Raw genomic sequence first — 18,712 nt, 5'->3', positions numbered from 1 at the left:
CCGCTCCGCACCGCCGCCGCGCCCCCGCGCGGCCGGCCGGTCATGCCTGCCCTGCCCCTCCTCGCGTGCCGTTCGGAGAACGCCCATGACCTCTGTCCACGTACAGCCGGAAACCACCCAGCCGATCACCGCCACCTCGTCCCAGCGCTACCGCGCCGTCTGGCGCTGGCATTTCTACGCCGGTCTGTTAGTCGCCCCCATCCTGCTGGTCCTCGCCGTGACCGGGGCCATCTACCTGTTCAAGGAGCCGTTCGAGGAGTGGCGCTACCAGGACGTGCGCACCCTCTCCTCCCCCGTCACCGCCGCCCGCCCGCTGTCGGAGCAGATCGCCGCCGCCCAGCAGATCCGTCCGGGCGCGGAGGTGATGTCCGTGATCCCGCCCACCGCCCCGGACCGCACCACCCGCGTCATCCTCCAGGGCGCCGACACCGGGCCGTTCGCGGAGGGAGTGTCGGTGTACGTGAACCCGGCGACCGCCACGGTGACCGGCCAGATCGACGACTCCGCCACGTTCATGCGCGTCGTACGCACCATCCACGGTGAGCTGATGGCGGGCGTCGCCGGGGACCGGGTGGTGGAGATCGCCGCGTGCTGGGCGCTCATCCTCGTCGCCACCGGCGCCTACCTGTGGTGGAGCGGCCCCCGCAAGCGCCGCGCCACCTCGGCCCGCGGCCGGCTGCGCCGCGTGCACGCGTACACGGGGGTCGTGGCGGGCGCGGCCGTGGTGTTCCTCGTCCTGTCCGGGCTGCCCTGGTCGGGCGTCTGGGGCGCGGGGGTCCAGCGTCTCCAGGAGACCACCGGCTCCACGACACCGAGCGCGGACGCCTACCCTGACACCTCCACCGTGCCCACCCTGTCGGGCGAGCTGTCCCACCACCCCGACGCCAAGGTGCCCTGGGCCGCCGAGCGGCTTCCGGTGCCTCCCTCGCAGGACGACGAGCACGCCGCCCACTCCGGCACCGGCGGCGTCCTGCAGCCCGGAGCGCTCCCGCTGGAGCGCGCCCTGGCCGCCGCCAGGCCGGCCATCCGGCGCTGCCCCGCCGCCGAGTGCGACCTCAAGATCCTGCTCCCCAGCGACCCGACGGGCGTCTACACGATCGTGACCGCCCCGCGCCGCGATCCGGCGGACGCGCAGACCCTGCACGTCGACCAGTACAGCGGGCGGGTGCTGGTCTCCTACGGCTGGGCCGAGTACGGACTGATGGCCAAGGCGGTCGAGCAGGGCATCGCGCTGCACGAGGGCCGCCGCTACGGCGTCGCCAACCTGATCGTGATGCTCGGCGCCTGCCTGGCCCTCATCACGCTGGTCGTCACGGGGGTGTGGATGTGGTGGAGGCGCCGCCCCCGAGGCCGCGTCGGCGCCCCGGCCCGCGTCACCAGCAGGCGGACGGCGTACGGGGTGATCGCCATCATGGCGGTGCTCGGCGTGCTGTTCCCGTTGGCGGGCGTCACCATGGTGGCGGTGCTGGCGCTGGACCGGCTGGTGCTGCGGCGCGTCCCCAGGCTGTCCCGCGTGTTCGGCTGACTCCTCTCCCGCGCACGCGTCCGAGTACCACGAGATTCTTCACAATGAGAAAGCGATCACATAACACATGAGCGGCGAATCCCTGAAGATCTGGACGTGTGCCATGAGTGTCTCCAGATTGATGAACGGGATTCGCCAAAATGTGGAGGTATATGTGAAACGCGTTGCCGTCATCTCAGCCGCACTTCTGCTCACCGCGGCACTGGTGACCCCCGCGCAGGCCGCGCTGAAAGTGTCTGACGGCCCTCCGACCGAATACGTCGTCCTCTACAAGGAAGGGGCCGACGCGCAAGCCTCCCGGCAGGCCGTCGAGGCCGCGGGCGGGAGCCTGCTCAAGGAGAACACCGCGGTGGGCGTCGCCACGATCTCCACGACGAACACCGGCTTCGCGGCGGCACTCGCCGGTAGCGACGTGATCGAGGGAGTCGCCCACAACCGGTCCATCGGCAGCGTGCCCACGACCGCCCGCTCCACCGCCGCCGTACGCAAGGCCATCGAGGCCAGAGCGGTGGAGCGGGCCGCGACCGGCGCTCCCGCCACCACCACCTTCGGCAAGCCGGGCCGGGGCTCCGAGCCGCTGGCGGAGCTGCAGTGGGACATGAAGCAGATCAACGCCACGGCGAGCGGCTCGCACCGCTACAACCAGGGCGACCACGGCGTGCTCGTCGGGGTCCTCGACACCGGCGTGGACGGCTCGCACCCCGACATCGCGCCCAACTTCAACCGCGAGCTCAGCCGTAACTTCACCGTCGACATCCCCGTCGACGCCAACGGCGCGGAGGTCGACGGCCCCTGCGAGGCGGAGCCCGACAAGTCCTGCGAGGACCCCGCGGACGTGGACGAGAGCGATCACGGCACCCACGTGGCCTCCGCCATCGCCTCCCCGATCAACCGGCTGGGCGTGGCGGGCGTGGCGCCGAAGGTGTCGATCGTGAACCTGCGGGTCGGCCAGGACTCGGGCTACTTCTTCCTCCAGCCGAGCATCGACGCGCTGACCTACGCCGGCGACCACGGCATCGACGTGGTCAACATGAGCTACTACATCGACCCGTGGCTGTTCAACTGCACCGACAACCCGGCGGACTCGCCGGCCGACCGGGCCGAGCAGGCCACCATCATCAAGGCCACCCAGCGGGCCCTCGACTACGCGCACCGCAGAGGCGTGACGTTGATCTCGGCCGCGGGCAACGGCGCCACCGACTACACCAAGGAGCTCGTCGACGCCTCCAGCCCCGACTTCGCCAGTGTGCCGGGCGAGGCGCCGTACAGCAGGACCATCCCGCCGAGCTGTGTGTCGATGCCGAGCGAGGGTGAGCACGTGATCTCGGTCTCCTCCACCGGCTTCAGCAAGCGCAAGTCGTACTTCTCCGACTACGGCAACGGCTACGTCGACGTGGCGGCTCCCGGCGGTGACGCCTACGACACGCCGGACAACAACCGTGACCTGGCCAGGGCGACCCTGGCCGCCTACCCGAAGGCGCTCGCCGAGGAGCGCGGCGAGCTCAACCCTGACGGCACGCCGAACGTCACCCATGTCGTGCGCGACTGCAAGGGCTCGACCTGCGCCTACTACACCTATCTCCAGGGCACCTCGATGGCCTCACCGCGCGCCGTCGGAGTCGCCGCGCTGATCGTGAGCAGGTTCGGCCACCGCGACCGCGTCCACGGCGGCAAGACGCTCAGCCCCCGCGTGGTGGAGAGCGTGCTGAAGAGCTCCGCGACCAGGACGGCCTGCCCGAACCCGCCCGCCTACACCTACACCCGCCACCTGCCCAACGGCACCACGGTGACGGACACGCACGTCTGCGAAGGGAACAAGGGGAACAACGGCTTCTACGGCCGCGGCATCGTCGACGCTCTCGGCGCGGTCCGCTGACGCGTGAGGCCGGCTCCGCTCAGGGGCCGGCCTCCTCCTCGATCGGGTACGGGGCTCAGCGGCGGGCCTTCAGCCTGAGCACCGCCTTCTTGCCGGACAACGAGCTGATCGTGAACTGGATGCCGTTGACCGTGGTCGCGCCTCCCTTGCTGAACCCTCCCCCGGCCGCGACGCCGGGACCGGTGCCCCGGACCTGGACCTGCTGGGAGTTGAAGGAGATGGTCAGCCGGGTGATGCCGAAGCGCGGGTGGATCCGGAACGACGTCTTCTTCGTCAGGGTGATCTTGCACGTGCCGTCATAGCAGGCCCGGTATTTCGGCGCCGCGACGGCGGAGGCGGGTAACTGGGCCGCCGGGGTCAGCGCACCGGCGGTCATCGAGGCGGCGATCAGGATTGCGGCGAACGCGTGGGGCATGACCCTCCGTACTGGCGCTTTCGCGGACGGTTCTGCTGATCTACTATGCGTGGCGAGCCGCGCACGAGTCCAGCGACTCTGGATGAATTGTCATATTTCTTGTCAGGGCTCACAGCCGCTCGATGACCGTGACGTTGGCCTGACCGCCTCCCTCGCACATGGTCTGCAAGCCGTAGCGGCCGCCGGTGCGCTCCAGCTCGTGCAGCAGGGTGATCATGAGCCGGGCGCCGGTCGCGCCGAGCGGGTGGCCGAGCGCGATGGCGCCGCCGTTCGGGTTGACCCGTGCCGGGTCGGCGCCGGTCTCCTTCAGCCAGGCCAGCACGACCGGGGCGAACGCCTCGTTGATCTCCACCACGGACATGTCGCCGATCGACATGCCGCTCCTCTTCAGCGCGTAGGCCGTCGCGGGGATCGGGGCGGACAGCATCCTGATGGGGTCCTCGCCACGGGCGGAGAGGTGGTGGACGCGGGCCCGGGGCCGCAGGCCGTGCGCCTTCACCGCCGCCTCGGACGCGAGGAGCAGGGCGGCGGCGCCGTCGGAGATCTGCGAGGCGAGCGCGGCGGTGAGCCGCCCGCCCTCCAGCAGCGGCTTCAGGGCGGCCATCCGCTCCCGGGTGGTGTCGCGGCGCGGGCCCTCGTCGGTCGTGACGCCCTCGATCGGGGCGATCTCGCGGGCGAAACGCCCCTCGTCGATCGCCCGGACGGCGCGCCGGTGCGACTCGAAGGCGAAGGCCTCCATGTCCTCGCGGGAGATGTCCCAGTCGCGGGCGATCATCTCCGCGCCGCGGAACTGGGAGACCTCCTGGTCGCCGTAGCGGGCCCGCCAGCCGCGCGAGCCGGCGAACGGGCCCTCGGTGAGGCCGAGCGCCTCGGTGGCGCCCTGGGAGGCGTACGCGATCGGGATCCGCGACATGTTCTGCACGCCGCCGGCCACCACGAGATCGCAGGTGCCCGACAGCACCGCCTGGGCGGCGAAGTGCACGGCCTGCTGGGAGGAGCCGCACTGGCGGTCGACGGTGACGCCCGGCACCGCCTCGGGCAGCCCGGCCGCCAGCCAGCAGGTGCGCGCGATGTCGCCCGCCTGCGGCCCGACCGTGTCCACGCAGCCGAAGATCACGTCCTCGACCGCCGCCGGGTCCACGCCGGAGCGGGCCATGAGCTCGCTCAGCGCGTGCGCGCCGAGGTCGGCCGGGTGCACGCCGGCCAGGCCGCCGCCGCGCCTGCCCACGGGCGTGCGGACCGCTTCGACGAGGTACGCCTCCGCCATCGCGAACTCCTCAGGTCGTCAGGATGCCTTCCAGGACCATGGCTATGTACTGCCGGGCGATCTCGTCGGCGGGCAGCGGGCCGTCGCTGCGGTACCAGCTCGCGGCCAGCCAGACGGTGTCGCGGATGAAGCGGTAGATCAGGCCGGTGTCGAGATCGGCGCGCAGGACGCCGTCGGTGACGCCCCGGTCCAGCACCGACAGCCACATCTCGCGGAACCGCCGCTGCGAATCCAGCAAGTACGAGAACCGCGGATTTGTCACGAGATGCTTGGATTCGTTCTGATAAATCACGACGGCCGGCCGGTAGCGCTCGATGCACCGGAACGACTCGACGATCAGCGCCTCGAACGTCTCCCGCGCGCCCAGCTCCCCCGCGAGCACCGCGTCGTAGGCCGACCACAGGTCGGTGAGGAAGACGGACAGGATCTCGTCGACCATCGACTCCTTGGAGTCGAAGTGGTAGTAGAGGCTGCCGCCGAGGATGTCCGCCGCGTCGGCCACCTCACGGACCGTCGTGGCCGCGTATCCCCGGGACGCGAACACCTCGGCGGCGGTCGCGAGCAGCTCCGCCCGCCGCCCGGCGCGGGCGGCGGCGGTGCTCTGGGAATCTCGGCGTCGTGCGCTCATGTGAAGGTGGACCTCTCAGGGATGCCGGCTGGAGACCGAGACGACCTCTCCGGTCATGTAGGAGGAGTAGTCGCTCGCCAGGAAGACGATAACGTTGGCGACCTCCCAGGGCTCCGCGGAGCGGCCGAAGGCCTCCTGGCCGGTCAGCTCGTCCAGCACCTCCCGCGTCGTCACCTTCGCCAGGTGCGGGTGCAGGGCCAATGAGGGAGCCACCGCGTTGACCCGCACACCGTGCGGGGCGGCCTCGATCGCCGCGCACCTGGTCAGCGCCATCACACCCGCCTTGGCCGCGGCGTAGTGCGCCTGGCCCTCCTGGGCCCGCCAGCCGACCACCGACGCGTTGTTGACGATCACGCCGCGCCCGCGCGGCAGCATGCGCGTCAGCGCGGCCCGGGTGCAGCGCATGGTGCCGTTGAGCGTCACGTCCAGCACCCGGCCCCACTGCTCGTCGGTCATCTCCACGAGCCTGGCCGTGCCGCCGAGCCCGGCGTTGTTGACCACCACGTCGACCGGGCCGAGCCGCTCCTCGGCGGCCGCGAACAGGCCCTGCACCTGCTCCTCCGAGGTGACGTCACACGGCACCCCGGTCACCGCGCCGCCGAACTCGCGCGCCAGCCCCGCCACGCTCTCGGCGAGCCGGCGCTCGTGGGCGTCGCTGACGACCACCCGCGCGCCCTCCTCCAGCATCCGGCGGGCGCACGCGCCCCCGATGCCGGTGCCGGCCGCGGCCGTGACCACCGCCACCCGGTCGCGCAGCAGGCCGTGCCCGGGAACGTAGAGCGGCCGAGCCTCCTCGCTGAGCTTCACATGAGTTACCCTACCAAATACTTGTTAGAAAGAATGCGAGGGCCCCATGACCGTGGTGAACTACGAACGGCGCGGCCCCGTGGCGCTGGTCACCATGAACCGCCCGGACTACCGCAACGCCCAGAACTCCGCCATGACGTACGCCTTGGACGAGGCCCTCTACCGGGCCACGGCCGACGACGAGGTCAAGGTGATCGTGCTGGCCGGCGCGGGCGAGCACTTCAGCGCCGGGCACGACATCGGCACCCCGGAGCGCGACGCGCACCTGTCCTTCGAGCGCAGGGCCGGCCTGTGGTGGGACCACGTGGGCAAGGACGGCGCGGACAGCCGCCTCGCCCGCGAGTCGGAGGTCTACCTCGGCATGTGCCGGCGCTGGCGGGAGCTGCCGAAGCCGACGATCGCGATGGTGCAGGGGGCGTGCATCGCGGGCGGGCTGATGCTGGCCTGGGTGTGCGACCTGATCGTCGCCGCCGACGACGCGTTCTTCGCCGACCCGGTGGTGCGGATGGGCATTCCGGGCGTCGAGTACTTCGCCCATCCGTGGGCGATGCCGCCGCGCATCGCCAAGGAGTTCCTCTTCACCGGTGACCGGATGCCCGCGCGGCGCGCGTACGAGGTGGGGATGGTCAACCAGGTGGTGCCGCGCGAGGAGCTGGCGGCGCGGACCCTCGCGCTCGCCGAGCGGATCGCGGCCATGCCGCGGCTGGGGCTGGCGCTGGCGAAGAAGGCGGTCAACCAGGCGGAGGACCTGCAGGGCCTGCACGCCGGCCTGGACTCGGTCTTCGGCCTGCACCACCTCGCCCACGCGCACAACGCCGAGACCGCGGCCGACCCCCTGGCCGGGATGGACGTCAGGAGCATGAAGGCGGCCGCCGATGGATCTTGACCTGTCGGCCGTGGAGCCGTTCCGGGCCGACGTGCGCGCGTGGCTGCGGGCCCACGTCCCCGCCACCGCTCTGCCGTCGCTGGAGACGGAGGCGGGGTTCGCCGCGCACCGCGCCTGGGAGCGCGAGCTGTACGCGGCCCGCCTGTCGGTGGTGTCCTGGCCACGTGAGTACGGCGGGCGGGCCGCGACGCCGCTGGAATGGCTGGTCTTCGAGGAGGAGTACCACGCGGCCGGCGCGCCGGCGCGGGTGAGCCAGAACGGCGTCAACCTGCTGGCCCCGACCCTGTTCCGGCACGGCACCCCCGAGCAGCTCGCCCGCGTCCTGCCGCCGATGGCCTCGGGCGAGGCGATCTGGGCGCAGGCCTGGTCGGAGCCGGAGGCGGGCAGCGACCTGGCGTCCCTGCGCGCCACCGCGACCCGTGCCGACGGCGGCTGGCTGCTGAACGGGCAGAAGACGTGGAGCTCGCGCGCGGCCTTCGCCGACCGGGGCTTCGGCCCGTTCCGCGCCGATCCCGGCTCGCGGCGGCACCACGGCCTGATCTACCTGATGTTCGCGCTGGACGCCGAAGGGATCACCCGCAGGCCGATCGGCCGCCTCGACGGCAAGCCGGCCTTCGCCGAGCTGTTCTTCGACGACGTGTTCGTGCCCGACCGCGACGTCATCGGGCGGCCCGGCGAGGGCTGGCGGGTGGCGATGAGCACCACGGGCAACGAGCGGGGGCTCACCCTGCGCAGCCCGGGGCGGTTCCTGGCCGCCGCCGACCGGCTGGTCGCGCTCTGGCGCGAGCACGGCGACCCCGCCGACACCGCGCTGCGGGACCACGTGGCCGACGCGTGGATTCGGGCGCGCGCGTACCGGCTCAAGGGCTTCGAGACGATCTCCCGGGGCGAGGACGTGGGCGCGGAGTCCAGCGTCAACAAGCTCTTCTGGTCGGAGCTGGACGTGGCCCTGCACGAAACCGCCCTGGACCTGCTCGGCCCGGCCGGGGAGCTGGCGGGCGAGTGGCTGGAGGGGTACGTCTTCTCCCTCGCGGGCCCGATCTACGCCGGCACCAACGAGATCCAGCGCGACATCGTCGCCGAGCGGGTGCTCGGCCTGCCGAGAGCGGGACGGCCGTGAAGGTCCTTGCCGAAGGGAAGCGGCCGTGAAGTTCGTCCTGGACGCCGAGCGGAGGCGATCGTGAAGTTCGTCCTGGACGCCGAGCAGAGGCTGTTCGGCGAGACGGTGGACAAGCTGCTGGCTCAGGCGGCGGTGCCCGGCGCCGTCCGGTCATGGGCGGCCGGGGATCCGGAGCCCGGCCTGGCGCTGTGGCGGTCGCTGGGTGAGGCGGGGGTGTTCGCGGTCGCGGTGCCGGAGAAGGCGGGGGGCGCCGGTGTGCTCCCGGTCGAGCTCGTGACCGCCTTCCACGAACTCGGCCGGCACGGAGTGCCCGGCCCCTGCGCCGAGACGGTCGCGGTGGCCGTGCTGCTGGACCGGCTGGCTCTGGACTCCTCGCGGCTGGCGGGCATCGCGGACGGGACGGTCGTCGCCACGCTGGCGCTCCCCTGCACGCCGGACGCCACCACTCTGGCGCTCCCCTGCACGCCGGGCGCCACCGCCACGCGGGAGCCGCCGGGCACGCTCGGCACCGCCACCACGCCGATGCCCCCGTACGCGCTGGATGCCGACATAGCGGCCCCGGTGCTGACGGTGGCGGGGGCGCAGCTGCGGGCCGGAGTTCCTGGGGGCGTCCTCACCTCTTTGGATCCGGCTCGCCGGCTGTTTCCCGTCACGCCGGGTGACGTGCTCGCCGCCGGCCCCGAGGTGGTGGCCGCCGCCGACGAGGCTCGCGACCTGGGCACGCTGGCGTGCGCCGCCCAGCTCACGGGACTGGGCCGCCGCCTGCTGGAGGTGTCGGTGGAGTACGCCAGGACGCGGCGGCAGTTCGGGCGGCCGATCGGCGAGTTCCAGGCGGTCCGGCACCATCTGGCGAACGCGCTGGTCGAGCTGGAGTACGCCCGTCCCCTGGTGCACGGCGCGGCCCTCGCCCACGGCACCCCGGACTTCGCCCGCGAGGTGTCGGCGGCCAAGGTCATGGCGTCGGAGGCCGCGTACCGGACTGCCAGGATCGCCCTTCAGGTGCACGGCGCGATCGGCTACACCGACGCGTACGACCTCAGTCTGCTGATCCGCAAGGCGCGCGCCCTACGCGCCGCGTGGGGCACCCCCGCCGAGCACCGCGCCCGCCTGATGTCCGCCCTGACCTGACCCTGACCCTGACCTGACCCAGAGCCACCCTCTCCCTGGCCGAGATTCTCGCCGCCCTGCTTCCGGACGACGTCACCGAAGGCACGATCTCCACACTCCCGTTGGCCTGGCGTACCGGCTGGACGGAGGCCAAGGCGGACACGACGGCGCGCATGCTGACGGAGCTGGCGCGCGGCCTGCGCGAACTGTCCGGGGTGGACGAGGTGCTCGACGGCGGCGGGAAGGCGAGATACGGCGACTCCTACGCCGCGACGGAGGTGAAGGAGCTGCTCGTCACCCTGGCGAAGCAGGCGACGGCGGAGCCCGGCGCGCGGCGGATGTCCTGAGCCTCGCACCCCTCGGCGGATTCGCTTCGGGTCATGACCGCCCCCTGGGTACTTCCGGGACTCGAAGTGTTTTACTTGGCTCGAGTCTCGAAGCATCCAACAGGAAGCGGATCGCTCATGCACGCCTACTCGAACACCACAGCCTTGGTCACCGGTGCCTCGAAGGGACTGGGCGAGGCCTACGCGCGTGAGCTCGCGCGCCGAGGTGCCGACCTGATCCTCGTCGCCCGCTCGGCCGATGTGCTCCGCGAGCTTGCCGAGCAGATCCAGGCCGCGCACCACGTCAGGGTCGACGTGATCACCGCAGACCTCTCCGACCGCAACTCCCCGCAGGCAGTGGCCGATGAGATCAAGCGTCTCGGCCTGAGGGTGGACCTTTTGGTCAACAACGCCGGGCTGGGATCGCTCGGCCCTTTCATGAGCCGCCCTCTCGAACCCAATCTGCAGTCGATCGACGTGAACATCACCGCCATGGTGAGCCTGACCTACCTTCTGTGCGCCGACATGCTCAAACGCGGTCATGGCGGGGTCATCAACATCTCTTCCGCGGCCGCCTTCCAGCCCATGCCGTATCAGGCGAGTTACGCTGCCACCAAAGCGTTCGTGCTCTCGTTCACCGAGGCGCTCGCCGAGGAACTCCGGGGCACCGGCCTACGCGTGATGGCAGCGCATCCGGGGACCACCGACACCGAATTCTTCAGCCGTACGACCGCCGCCATGGACCCGAAGGCGGACACCGCGGAGAGCGTCGCGGCCAACACGCTCGACGACTTCGCCCGCGGCCGGCCCGCCTCCTATCCCGGTCGCGCCTCCCAGCGTGCCTGGACCCTGATGTCGCGCGTGCTGCCCCGGACCACGGCCGCCCGGGTCGCCGGCGACGTCAACCGCAAGTTCGGTTTCGCCGACGTCAGCGATCTCGACCCCGCCCCGTCATAGGACCGCCGGGGCCACGACAACGACAACGTCTTCCCGCGCACCGGAGGAGTGGAGTCGTGGGAGTTCGGCCGGATGGTGCGCCGTTGGCGTGATCGTGTGACGCCCGAGACCGTCGGCGTTCCGGTCGGCCGGCGACGCCGGGCGAGCGGGCTCCGGCGCGAGGAGCTGGCCGGGCTCGCCGGGATCTCGGCCGACTATCTGACCCGGCTGGAGCAGGGGCGGGCGACCGCGCCCTCCGCGCAGGTGGTGGAGGCGCTCGCGCAGGCGCTGCGCCTGTCCGACATCGAGCGTGCCCTGCTCTACCGGCTGGCCGGGCACAGCGCGCCCGGTCCGGACGTCGTTCCGTCGCGCGTCACGCCGAGTGTGCAGCGGCTGCTCGACCGGCTGTCGCACACGCCGGTCGTCGTGTACGACGCGACCTGGACGCTCGTCCTGGCCAACGCACCGTACGACGCGCTCATGGGCGAGACGTCCACCTGGCACGGGATCGAACGCAACGCCATCTGGCGCAACCTCCTCGGCCCCGGCACCCGCACCGTGCAGACCGCGGCGGAACAGGCCGAGCACGAGGCGCGGCTCGTCGCCGACCTGCGACTGACCGCCTTCCGGTATCCCGCCGATCGAGCGCTCCGGCAGCTCATCGCGCAGCTCACGGACCAGTGGCCCCCTGACCGGATACGCGTCCTCGACGCCGTCAGCCCTCGGACCCGCCGCCGGTGACGATCACCTGGCCGCTGACATAGTCCGCCTCCGGGTAGGTGAACATGACGACAGAGCCGGCGGCCTCGTCCGGCGTGCCGGCGCGGCCCAGCGGGATCGCCCGGTTGAGCATCTCCAGCAGGTGCGGGTTGACGCCGACCTTGAGATCGAGTGCATAGGCGAGGTGCCTACGGACGCCGACGCTGAGCTGAAACCCGCGCCCGGCACGCCTCGCCGGGGCCGTGCGGCGCTCAGTGGGGCAGGTCGGCGCCAAGGCGGCCGAGCACGTGGGCGGCGCGGGTGACGACGGCGTCGATCAGGGCCTCGCAGGAGGGCAGGTCGTCGATGACCGCCACGGCCTGCCCGGAGGCCAGCACCCCCAGATCGGCGCGGCCGTCCACCATGGCGGCCTTGAGCAGCACGGGGGTGTTGGCCGCCATCAGCACCTGCGACCAGGTGAGCTCCTTGCCGTGCTTCATGGCCAGCCCGTCGCGGATCAGCTCCGGCCAGGACATCCGGGAGATCGACTTGAACCGCGCGGCGTTGCGCAGCGCCCGGATCGTCCGGGTCACCGGGCCTGACCGTTCCAGGCCGTCCACCAGCGGCGTGCGCAGGACGCGGTGCGGGATGCCGTCCACCTGGCGGGTGACCACGGTCTCGGTCCCGGCGAGGTAGGCCCGTTTGACCGCGTCGGGGACCGAGCTGTCGGAGGTCAGCAGGAACCGCGTGCCCATCGCGATGCCCGCCGCGCCGTAGGCGAGGGCGGCGGCGAGCCCGCGCCCGTCGAAGAAGCCGCCGGCCGCGATGACCGGGATGTCGACCGCGTCGACGACCTGGGGCAGCAGCAGCGTGGTGGCGATCGGGCCGGTGTGCCCGCCGCCCTCGCCGCCCTGGACCAGCACGGCGTCGGCTCCCCAGGCGGCGACCTTCTCGGCGTGCCGCCGCGCGCCCACCGACGGGATCACCACGACTCCGGCGTCCTTCAGCTTGGCGATCAGCTCCCGGCGCGGGGCCAGCGCGAACGAGGCGACCCGGACCTGCTCGCTGATCAGCAGGTCGATCCGGTCGCCCGCGTCGGAGGCGTCGGCGCGCAGGTTGACCCCGAAGGGCTCGCCGGTGCGCGCGCGAACCGCCCTGATCGCGGCGGCGAGCTCGTCCAGGCTCATGGTGGCCGAGCCGAGGACGCCGAGCCCACCGGCCCGCGCCACGGCGGTCACCAGCCGGGGCCCGGCCACCCAGCCCATCCCGGTCTGCACGACGGGGTGCCGGACCCCCGTGAGCCGGGTCAGCGACGTCTCCAGCACCTGACCCATCACCCGCGGACCACCGGCCACGTCACCACACCAGGACCCGCCTCCGCGCCAACCGGTCGCCTCGTCATGCGCGTACCTCCCGATCGCGTTGCGACCGTGGGTCGAGCACCTCGCGGATCAGGCGCAGCTCCGCACCGGTCGGCTGTCGTGTCTCCGGTACGTCGCCGTCGGTGACGAGCTCGAAGCCGGTGGCGGCCAGGACCTGCTCGACGGGCACGCCCGGATGGGTGGAGACCAGCCGCATCGCCCCGTCCGGCGTGCGGAAGTCGAGGACCGCGAGGTCGGTCACCACCCGCCGCAGGTCGTGGAAGCGCGCCGCCTCGGGGCCGAGCGCGGCGGCGCGGTCGGTGCCGACGCCGCTGACCAGGTCGACCTTCGGCACGAAGACGCGGGTGGAGTGGCGGGGGATCCAGTAGCTCGTCGGGTTGCCGATCGTGTTGCCGGGCGCGCCGCGCACGCCGAGGAGCTGCGAGGTGGGGCGCTCCCAGGAGCCGATGGCGGAGATGTTGGTGTTGCCGTGCCGGTCGATCTGTGAGGCGCCCATCATCACGTGCCGCCGGCCGTTCTGCACCAGCCACAGGTGCTCGCGGAACGGCAGCCACCCTTCGGCCGGGCCCGCGGGCGCGCCGATCGGCACCGGCTCGGCGGTGAGCAGCGCGCCGCCGTCCGTCGTCAGCAGGCCGGGCTCGAACGTCAGCCGGGCCAGCCTGGCCCCCAGGACCGAGCAGGTGCCCATCGCCGCGGCCAGCACCTCCCCGTCGCCGCGCCACGCCTCGGCGCAGGCCACCACGCAGACCTCCGCCCGGCTCGCGCTCATCGCGCCTCCTGTTCCTGGTGCCATCGGCGCACGGCCTCCTGGTAGGCCCGCTCGTCGCCGGACAGGAACCGGGCCGCGAAGGCGGCCCACCGCCCGGGGTCGGCCGCCGAGGTGGCGTAGTGCCGCTGGAACGCCTCGTCCCGTCCGGTGCCGGAGTCGGTGAAGTGGCCGCCGCCGGGCGTCTCGACCACCCCGGCGACGTGCATGCGGCTGATCAGCAGCGTCTGCGGCGGGCCGCCCAGCTCGCCCGGCCGCACCAGCCGCTCGCACGACAGGTAGCAGCTGGCGGCGGCCTTGGCGAACAGGTCGTCCAGGAAAGGGTCCGGGCCGAGATAGCGGCCGTTGCCGCGGGTGTCGGCCAGGTCCAGGTGCACGAGCGCGGCGTCCAGGGTGAGCGCGGGCACCGCGACCAGTTCCTCCTGGTCCGCGTACGGCGAGCGTACGGTGCGCAGGCCGGGGTTGACCCGCATGACATCGGAGCCCAGCCCGGCCCGCGTCGGCAGGAACGGCAGCCGGTGCGCCCCCGCGAGCAGGCCGAACATGAACATGCCCTCGTCGTACTCGGTGAACTCGACGGCCCCGCTCTGCCGGGCGGCGCGGAAGTGCGGTTCGAGGGCGATCGAGTCGAGCGTCACGAACGGCGCGACGACCCGGCGGACCTTGCCCGCCGCGCACAGCAGGCCCACGTCCGGCCCGCCGTACGACACGATGGTCAGGTCCTTCAGGTTCGACCGGCACACCGCCCGGACCAGCGCCATCGGCTTGCGCCGGGAGCCCCAGCCGCCGATCCCGATCGTCATGCCGCTCACCAGCGAGGCGACGACCTCCTCGGCCGACAGCACGCCGCCCATCACCGCTCTCCCTCGGCGAGGAAGGCGTCACGGTGGCGGTCACCGGCGCCCATCAGGTTGAGCTCGTAGGTGAAGCCCTGCTCGTAGCGGTAGCTGCGGTTGACGTCGATCGGGTCGATGCCGTTCAGCGACTCCTTCGCGCGGCGGATGACGTACGGATCCTTGGCGGCGATCGTGGCGGCCACCTCCAGCGCGGTCGGGCGGAGCCGGTCGCGGGAGGTCACGTGCAGGACGGAGCCGAAGGCGTGCAGCTCGGCCGCGGTGACGTCGCGGCAGGTGTAGACCATGGCGCGCATCAGGTGCTGGGGCACCAGCCGGGCCAGGTGGGTGGCGGCGCCGAGCGCGCCCCGTTCGACCTCGGGCAGCCCGAAGTAGGCGTCGTCGGAGGCGATCACGATGTCGGCGTTGCCGGCCAGCCCGACGCCGCCGCCCAGGCAGAACCCGTGCACGGCGGCGATCACCGGCACCTCGCACTCATAGACGGCGGCGAACGCGGCGTAGCAGCCCCGGTTGGCTCCCACCAGCGCTTCGAAGCCCCGGGCGGCCTGCATCTCCTTGAGGTCGACGCCGGCGTTGAAGCCGCGGCCCTCGGCGCGCAGCACCACGACGCGGGTCGCGGGGTCGCGCCCGGCGTCCCGCACGGCGCCGGCCAGGTCGAACCAGCCCCGCACGGTGAGCGCGTTGACCGGCGGCACGTCCATGACGACCTCGGCGATGCCCTGGCCGGGGTCGCCGGTGGAGATTCCCATGAGCCACCTTTCGACCTAACATTTGTTAGAAACAATAGCCCGTCGACGACGACAGCGCGAGGAGAGCCCGGCATGAGCATCGACTTCGCCGGCCGTGCGGTGCTGGTGACCGGCGGCACCAAGGGCATCGGCCACGTGATCGCACGGACGTTCCTCGCCGCCGGCGCCGACGTGCTGGTGTGCGGAAGGAACTCACCGGACACCCCAGCGACCACGGACGGAACCGCCTTACCGACCGCCGGCGGCAGGACGGCCCGTTTCGTCGCGGCCGACGTCCGGGACCCGGCGGCGGCCGTCCACCTGGTGGAGCAGGCCGTCGAGTTGGTCGGGCGGCTCGACGTGCTGGTCAACAATGCCGGCGGCTCGCCGGACGCGGACGCGGCGACCGTCTCGCCCAGGTTCGTCGAGCGGGTCGTGGCGCTCAACCTGCTCGCCCCCTTCTACGTGGCCCAGCCCGCCAACCGGGTCATGCGGTCCCAGGACACCGGCGGGTCGATCATCAACATCGGCAGCGTCTCCGGCGTGCACCCCCAACCGGGCACCGCCGCCTACTCGGCGGCCAAGGCCGGGTTGCTCACCCTGACCAGGGCGCTGGCTCTGGAGTGGTCGCCCAAGGTGCGGGTCAATCACATCACCGCGGGCCCGATGGCCTCCGCCTACGGCGAGGACGGCGGCGCGGCCGTGGCCGGGGTGATCCCGATGGGACGGACGGCGGTCCCGGCCGACGTCGCGAACGCCTGCCTCTTCCTGGCCGGCGACCTGGCCTCCTACCTCACCGGCGCGGACCTCGCGGTGCACGGCGGCGGCGAATACCCGGCCCGGTACCTGGTGACGCGACCATGAGCCCCGAGGTCAGGGACGCGCCTCACGGGGCAGCCCCAGCACCCGCTCGGCGATGATCCCGCGCTGGATCTCGTTCGACCCGGCGTAGATCGTGTCGGCGCGCGAGAACAGGTAGAGCCGCTGCGCGTCGCTCAGCTCGTACGGCGGGCCGTCGGCGATCATCCCGGCGGCCCCGAGCACGTCCACGGCGAGCTCCCCCAGCTCCCGATGCCACACACCCCAGACGAGCTTGGAGATGGACGACCCGGCCCCCGGCGCGCCCTCCATGGTGCGGATCGCGTTGAGCCGCATCACCCGCAGGCCGATCCAGGACCGCACGAGCCGGTCGCGCAGCAGCGGATCGTCGATCGCGCCCGTCCTGCGGGCGGTCTCGATCACGGCCTCCAGCTCGCGCCGGAAGCCCACCTGCTGGCCGAGGGTGGCCACGCCGCGTTCGAAGCCGAGGGTGGCCATGGCGATCCGCCAGCCGTCGCCGGGCCCGCCCACGATGTCGGCCGCCCCGGTCACGGCATCGTCGAAGAAGACCTCGTTGAACTCGCTCGTCCCGGTCAGCTGGACGATCGGCCTGACCTCCACGCCGTCCTGCCGCATCGGCACCAGCAGGTAGGACAGGCCGTGGTGGCGGGTGGAGCCGGGCTCGGTGCGGCAGAGCGCGAAGCACCAGTCGGCCTCCACGGCCAGGGAGGTCCACACCTTCTGCCCGGTGATGCGCCACCGGTCGCCGTCGAGCTCGGCGCGGGTCCGCACGGCGGCCAGGTCGGAGCCGGCGCCGGGCTCGGAGTAGCCCTGGCACCACAGCTCCCGCACGGCCACGATCGGCGGCAGGAACCGCTCGCGCTGTGCGCCGGTGCCGAACGCGATGATGGTCGGGCCGAGCAGGTTCTCGCCGATGTGGTTCACCCGGGCGGGGGCCCTGGCCAGCGCGTACTCCTCGTGGAAGGCGACCTGGTCGGCGATGCCGGCGCCGCGCCCGCCGTGCTCCTGCGGCCACCCCAGGCAGGTCCAGCCGGCGGCGGCCAGGCGCCGCTCCCAGGCCAGCCGGAGGTCGAACGCCTCGTGCTCGCGCCCCGGCCCGCCCAGCCCGCGCGCCTCGGCGAACTCGCCCGTCAGGTTGTCCCGCAGCCAGGCGCGAACCTCAGCCCTGAACGTCACGCTGGCACTCTACCAAACACTTGTTAGATAATTCGATGCGTGATCACTACCGAGGAGCAGGAGGAGCTGCGGAGCACCGTGCGCGCTCTCCTGGCCCGCACTCCCCCGTCCCGGCCCGCGCCCGACGCCGAGGCCGGCTACGACGAGGCCGTCTGGCGGCTGCTCGCGGGCCAGGTGGGCGCGTTCGGCCTCGCCGTGCCCGAGGAGCACGGCGGCGCGGGCTGCACCCTGGCCGAGACCCAGGTGGTGTGCGAAGAGCTGGGCCGGGCCGTGGCCACGCTGCCTTACCTGGGCTCCGCCGTGCTCGCCACGCAGGCCCTGCTCGCGTGCGGCGAGACAGCCGCGCTGCCCGGCCTCGCCGACGGCAGCCGGATCGGCGCGCTGGCCTGGGCCGAGCGCGGCACCTGGGACCCGGCGGCGATCCGCGCACAGGTGCTGAACGGACGCCTGACCGGCGTCAAGGAACACGTCCTCGACGGCGCCCACGCCGACCTCCTCATCGTGCCCGCCCGATCCCCCACCGGCGGCCCCGCGTCCGGCCCCCCGGCCGACGACCTCGCACCCGGCGCGGACGGCGACCTCGGAGCCGGTGTGGGCGGCGGCCTCAGGGCCAGTGCGGAGGATGACCTCGGGGCCAGGGCGGAGGGTGGTCTGGGGGTTTATGTCGTGGACCCCGGCGGGCCCGGTGTCCGGGTGGAGTCGCTGGTCACGATGGATCGCACCAGGCCGCAGGCGCGGGTGCGGTTCGACGCCGCGCCCGCGCGGCTGATCGCCGCCGACGGGCGGCGCGTGCTGGAACGGCTGCTCGCCGTGGCGGCGGCCGCGCTCAGCGCGGAACAGCTCGGCGGCAGCGCACGCTGCCTGGAGATGACGCTCGCGTACGTGCGGGTCAGGGAGCAGTTCGGCAGGCCGATCGGCTCGTTCCAGGCGATCAAGCACCGGCTGGCCGACCTGTACGTGCTGGTCGAATCCGCTCGATCGGTCAGTGACGACGCCGCCCGCGCCCTCGCCGACGACGCGCCCGACCTCCAGGTACGGGCGGCCACGGCGCAGGCGTACTGCGCGGAGGCGTACTCGGCGGTGGCGGCCGAGACCATCCAGTTGCACGGCGGCATCGGCTTCACCTGGGAGCACGAGGCCCACCTGCACTTCAAGCGGGCCCATTCGGCGGCCGCCCTGTTCGGCTCGCCCGCCTGGCACCGCGCCCGCCTGGCCGCCCACGTGCTCTGACCGTTGACACGATATTTCCGGATCTCGTCGATTTCCGGATCTCGTCGGCAAGGACGCCGACCGGTACGCCCCGGCCCGCGCGGCAGACTCTCGCCCGACGCCCGACGCCCGACGCCCGACGCCCGACGCCCGACGCCCGACGCC

The 18,712-nt window shown here is 72.6% G+C and carries 20 protein-coding genes; 10 read left to right on the top strand and 10 right to left on the bottom strand.

Annotation, left to right across the window (positions count from 1 at the left end; all coding sequences use genetic code 11):
• Positions 1-85: 85 nt before the first annotated feature.
• Positions 86-1,525, top strand: coding sequence for a PepSY-associated TM helix domain-containing protein (locus tag ACIBQX_RS47090; protein ID WP_397016701.1), 1,440 nt, complete (start codon positions 86-88; stop codon positions 1,523-1,525).
• A gap of 154 nt (positions 1,526-1,679) precedes the next feature.
• Positions 1,680-3,401 (top strand): S8 family serine peptidase, encoded by a 1,722-nt coding sequence (locus tag ACIBQX_RS47085; protein ID WP_397016699.1) that lies wholly within the window; start codon positions 1,680-1,682, stop codon positions 3,399-3,401.
• A gap of 55 nt (positions 3,402-3,456) precedes the next feature.
• On the opposite strand, the gene ACIBQX_RS47080 is transcribed toward ACIBQX_RS47085, so the two are convergent.
• From ACIBQX_RS47080 to ACIBQX_RS47065, 4 genes are all read right to left on the bottom strand, one after another.
• The gene (locus ACIBQX_RS47080; RefSeq protein ID WP_397016697.1) at positions 3,457-3,816 is read right to left on the bottom strand and encodes a hypothetical protein; all 360 of its coding nucleotides are present in this window, start codon (positions 3,814-3,816) and stop codon (positions 3,457-3,459) included.
• Between the two features lie 109 nt (positions 3,817-3,925).
• Positions 3,926-5,083 (bottom strand): acetyl-CoA C-acetyltransferase, encoded by a 1,158-nt coding sequence (locus ACIBQX_RS47075; protein WP_397016695.1) that lies wholly within the window; start codon positions 5,081-5,083, stop codon positions 3,926-3,928.
• 10 nt (positions 5,084-5,093) lie between these two features.
• Positions 5,094-5,711, bottom strand: a complete 618-nt coding sequence (locus tag ACIBQX_RS47070; RefSeq protein ID WP_397016693.1) for a TetR/AcrR family transcriptional regulator — start codon at positions 5,709-5,711, stop codon at positions 5,094-5,096.
• Positions 5,712-5,726: 15 nt separating this feature from the next.
• Positions 5,727-6,518 (bottom strand): SDR family oxidoreductase, encoded by a 792-nt coding sequence (locus ACIBQX_RS47065; protein ID WP_397016691.1) that lies wholly within the window; start codon positions 6,516-6,518, stop codon positions 5,727-5,729.
• 46 nt (positions 6,519-6,564) lie between these two features.
• Here ACIBQX_RS47065 and ACIBQX_RS47060 point away from each other — a divergent pair, with 46 nt between their 5' ends.
• The 6 genes from ACIBQX_RS47060 (at position 6,565) to ACIBQX_RS47035 (ending at position 11,634) form a co-directional block, all read left to right on the top strand.
• On the top strand, positions 6,565-7,404 hold the full coding sequence (locus ACIBQX_RS47060; protein ID WP_397016689.1) for an enoyl-CoA hydratase: 840 nt from the start codon (positions 6,565-6,567) through the stop codon (positions 7,402-7,404).
• Positions 7,394-8,524 carry an acyl-CoA dehydrogenase family protein gene (locus ACIBQX_RS47055; protein ID WP_397016687.1) on the top strand — a complete coding sequence of 377 codons (1,131 nt, stop codon included), beginning with the start codon at positions 7,394-7,396 and terminating at the stop codon, positions 8,522-8,524. The genes ACIBQX_RS47060 and ACIBQX_RS47055 overlap by 11 nt, the downstream gene beginning before the upstream one ends.
• 60 nt (positions 8,525-8,584) lie before the next feature.
• Positions 8,585-9,652 carry an acyl-CoA dehydrogenase family protein gene (locus ACIBQX_RS47050; RefSeq protein WP_397016685.1) on the top strand — a complete coding sequence of 356 codons (1,068 nt, stop codon included), beginning with the start codon at positions 8,585-8,587 and terminating at the stop codon, positions 9,650-9,652.
• 101 nt (positions 9,653-9,753) lie between these two features.
• Positions 9,754-9,978, top strand: coding sequence for a hypothetical protein (locus tag ACIBQX_RS47045; protein WP_397016683.1), 225 nt, complete (start codon positions 9,754-9,756; stop codon positions 9,976-9,978).
• Positions 9,979-10,095: 117 nt separating this feature from the next.
• On the top strand, positions 10,096-10,914 hold the full coding sequence (locus ACIBQX_RS47040) for an SDR family NAD(P)-dependent oxidoreductase (protein ID WP_397016681.1): 819 nt from the start codon (positions 10,096-10,098) through the stop codon (positions 10,912-10,914).
• Positions 10,915-10,986: 72 nt separating this feature from the next.
• Positions 10,987-11,634 carry a helix-turn-helix transcriptional regulator gene (locus ACIBQX_RS47035; protein WP_397016882.1) on the top strand — a complete coding sequence of 216 codons (648 nt, stop codon included), beginning with the start codon at positions 10,987-10,989 and terminating at the stop codon, positions 11,632-11,634.
• Here the strand turns inward: ACIBQX_RS47035 and ACIBQX_RS47030 are convergent.
• The 5 genes from ACIBQX_RS47030 to ACIBQX_RS47010 form a co-directional block, all read right to left on the bottom strand.
• On the bottom strand, positions 11,609-11,887 hold the full coding sequence (locus ACIBQX_RS47030; RefSeq protein WP_397016679.1) for an SDR family oxidoreductase: 279 nt from the start codon (positions 11,885-11,887) through the stop codon (positions 11,609-11,611). The two genes, ACIBQX_RS47035 and ACIBQX_RS47030, sit on opposite strands and share 26 nt — an antisense overlap.
• On the bottom strand, positions 11,865-12,926 hold the full coding sequence (locus ACIBQX_RS47025) for an NAD(P)H-dependent flavin oxidoreductase (protein WP_397016880.1): 1,062 nt from the start codon (positions 12,924-12,926) through the stop codon (positions 11,865-11,867). Before ACIBQX_RS47025 ends, ACIBQX_RS47030 begins: the two co-directional genes overlap by 23 nt.
• Before the next feature lie 64 nt (positions 12,927-12,990).
• Complete coding sequence (locus ACIBQX_RS47020; protein WP_397016677.1) at positions 12,991-13,743, bottom strand: CoA-transferase subunit beta; 753 nt, start codon at positions 13,741-13,743, stop codon at positions 12,991-12,993.
• Entirely contained in the window at positions 13,740-14,594 is an 855-nt protein-coding gene (locus tag ACIBQX_RS47015) for a CoA transferase subunit A (RefSeq protein ID WP_397016675.1), read from the bottom strand. Before ACIBQX_RS47015 ends, ACIBQX_RS47020 begins: the two co-directional genes overlap by 4 nt.
• Positions 14,594-15,343: an enoyl-CoA hydratase family protein gene (locus ACIBQX_RS47010; RefSeq protein WP_397016673.1), complete on the bottom strand. Its 750-nt coding sequence runs from the start codon at positions 15,341-15,343 to the stop codon at positions 14,594-14,596. Before ACIBQX_RS47010 ends, ACIBQX_RS47015 begins: the two co-directional genes overlap by 1 nt.
• A 72-nt stretch (positions 15,344-15,415) precedes the next feature.
• Between ACIBQX_RS47010 and ACIBQX_RS47005 the strand changes: the two genes are divergently transcribed.
• Positions 15,416-16,186, top strand: a complete 771-nt coding sequence (locus ACIBQX_RS47005) for an SDR family oxidoreductase (protein ID WP_397016671.1) — start codon at positions 15,416-15,418, stop codon at positions 16,184-16,186.
• Positions 16,187-16,195: 9 nt separating this feature from the next.
• On the opposite strand, the gene ACIBQX_RS47000 is transcribed toward ACIBQX_RS47005, so the two are convergent.
• Positions 16,196-17,338, bottom strand: coding sequence for an acyl-CoA dehydrogenase family protein (locus ACIBQX_RS47000; protein WP_397016669.1), 1,143 nt, complete (start codon positions 17,336-17,338; stop codon positions 16,196-16,198).
• A gap of 39 nt (positions 17,339-17,377) precedes the next feature.
• On the opposite strand from ACIBQX_RS47000, the gene ACIBQX_RS46995 reads away from it, so the two are divergent.
• Entirely contained in the window at positions 17,378-18,568 is a 1,191-nt protein-coding gene (locus tag ACIBQX_RS46995) for an acyl-CoA dehydrogenase family protein (protein WP_397016667.1), read from the top strand.
• The last annotated feature ends 144 nt before the right edge of the window (positions 18,569-18,712 follow it).

This window comes from Nonomuraea sp. NPDC049714 (assembly GCF_044465295.1).
GTDB lineage: Bacteria > Actinomycetota > Actinomycetes > Streptosporangiales > Streptosporangiaceae > Nonomuraea.
The sequence above is the reverse complement of the archived record's forward strand: the minus strand, read 5'-3'. Positions and strand labels throughout refer to the sequence as shown.

Excerpts from the sequence above, each read along its gene's own strand:
- ACIBQX_RS47090 (WP_397016701.1), top strand. The coding sequence starts at position 86 with ATGACCTCTGTCCACGTACAGCCGGAAACCACCCAGCCGATCACCGCC.
- ACIBQX_RS47080 (WP_397016697.1), bottom strand. The coding sequence starts at position 3,816 with ATGCCCCACGCGTTCGCCGCAATCCTGATCGCCGCCTCGATGACCGCC.
- ACIBQX_RS47075 (WP_397016695.1), bottom strand. The coding sequence starts at position 5,083 with ATGGCGGAGGCGTACCTCGTCGAAGCGGTCCGCACGCCCGTGGGCAGG.
- ACIBQX_RS47070 (WP_397016693.1), bottom strand. The coding sequence starts at position 5,711 with ATGAGCGCACGACGCCGAGATTCCCAGAGCACCGCCGCCGCCCGCGCC.
- ACIBQX_RS47060 (WP_397016689.1), top strand. The coding sequence starts at position 6,565 with ATGACCGTGGTGAACTACGAACGGCGCGGCCCCGTGGCGCTGGTCACC.
- ACIBQX_RS47055 (WP_397016687.1), top strand. The coding sequence starts at position 7,394 with ATGGATCTTGACCTGTCGGCCGTGGAGCCGTTCCGGGCCGACGTGCGC.
- ACIBQX_RS47040 (WP_397016681.1), top strand. The coding sequence starts at position 10,096 with ATGCACGCCTACTCGAACACCACAGCCTTGGTCACCGGTGCCTCGAAG.
- ACIBQX_RS47035 (WP_397016882.1), top strand. The coding sequence starts at position 10,987 with ATGGTGCGCCGTTGGCGTGATCGTGTGACGCCCGAGACCGTCGGCGTT.
- ACIBQX_RS47025 (WP_397016880.1), bottom strand. The coding sequence starts at position 12,926 with ATGGGTCAGGTGCTGGAGACGTCGCTGACCCGGCTCACGGGGGTCCGG.
- ACIBQX_RS47020 (WP_397016677.1), bottom strand. The coding sequence starts at position 13,743 with ATGAGCGCGAGCCGGGCGGAGGTCTGCGTGGTGGCCTGCGCCGAGGCG.
- ACIBQX_RS47015 (WP_397016675.1), bottom strand. The coding sequence starts at position 14,594 with ATGGGCGGCGTGCTGTCGGCCGAGGAGGTCGTCGCCTCGCTGGTGAGC.
- ACIBQX_RS47010 (WP_397016673.1), bottom strand. The coding sequence starts at position 15,343 with ATGGGAATCTCCACCGGCGACCCCGGCCAGGGCATCGCCGAGGTCGTC.
- ACIBQX_RS47005 (WP_397016671.1), top strand. The coding sequence starts at position 15,416 with ATGAGCATCGACTTCGCCGGCCGTGCGGTGCTGGTGACCGGCGGCACC.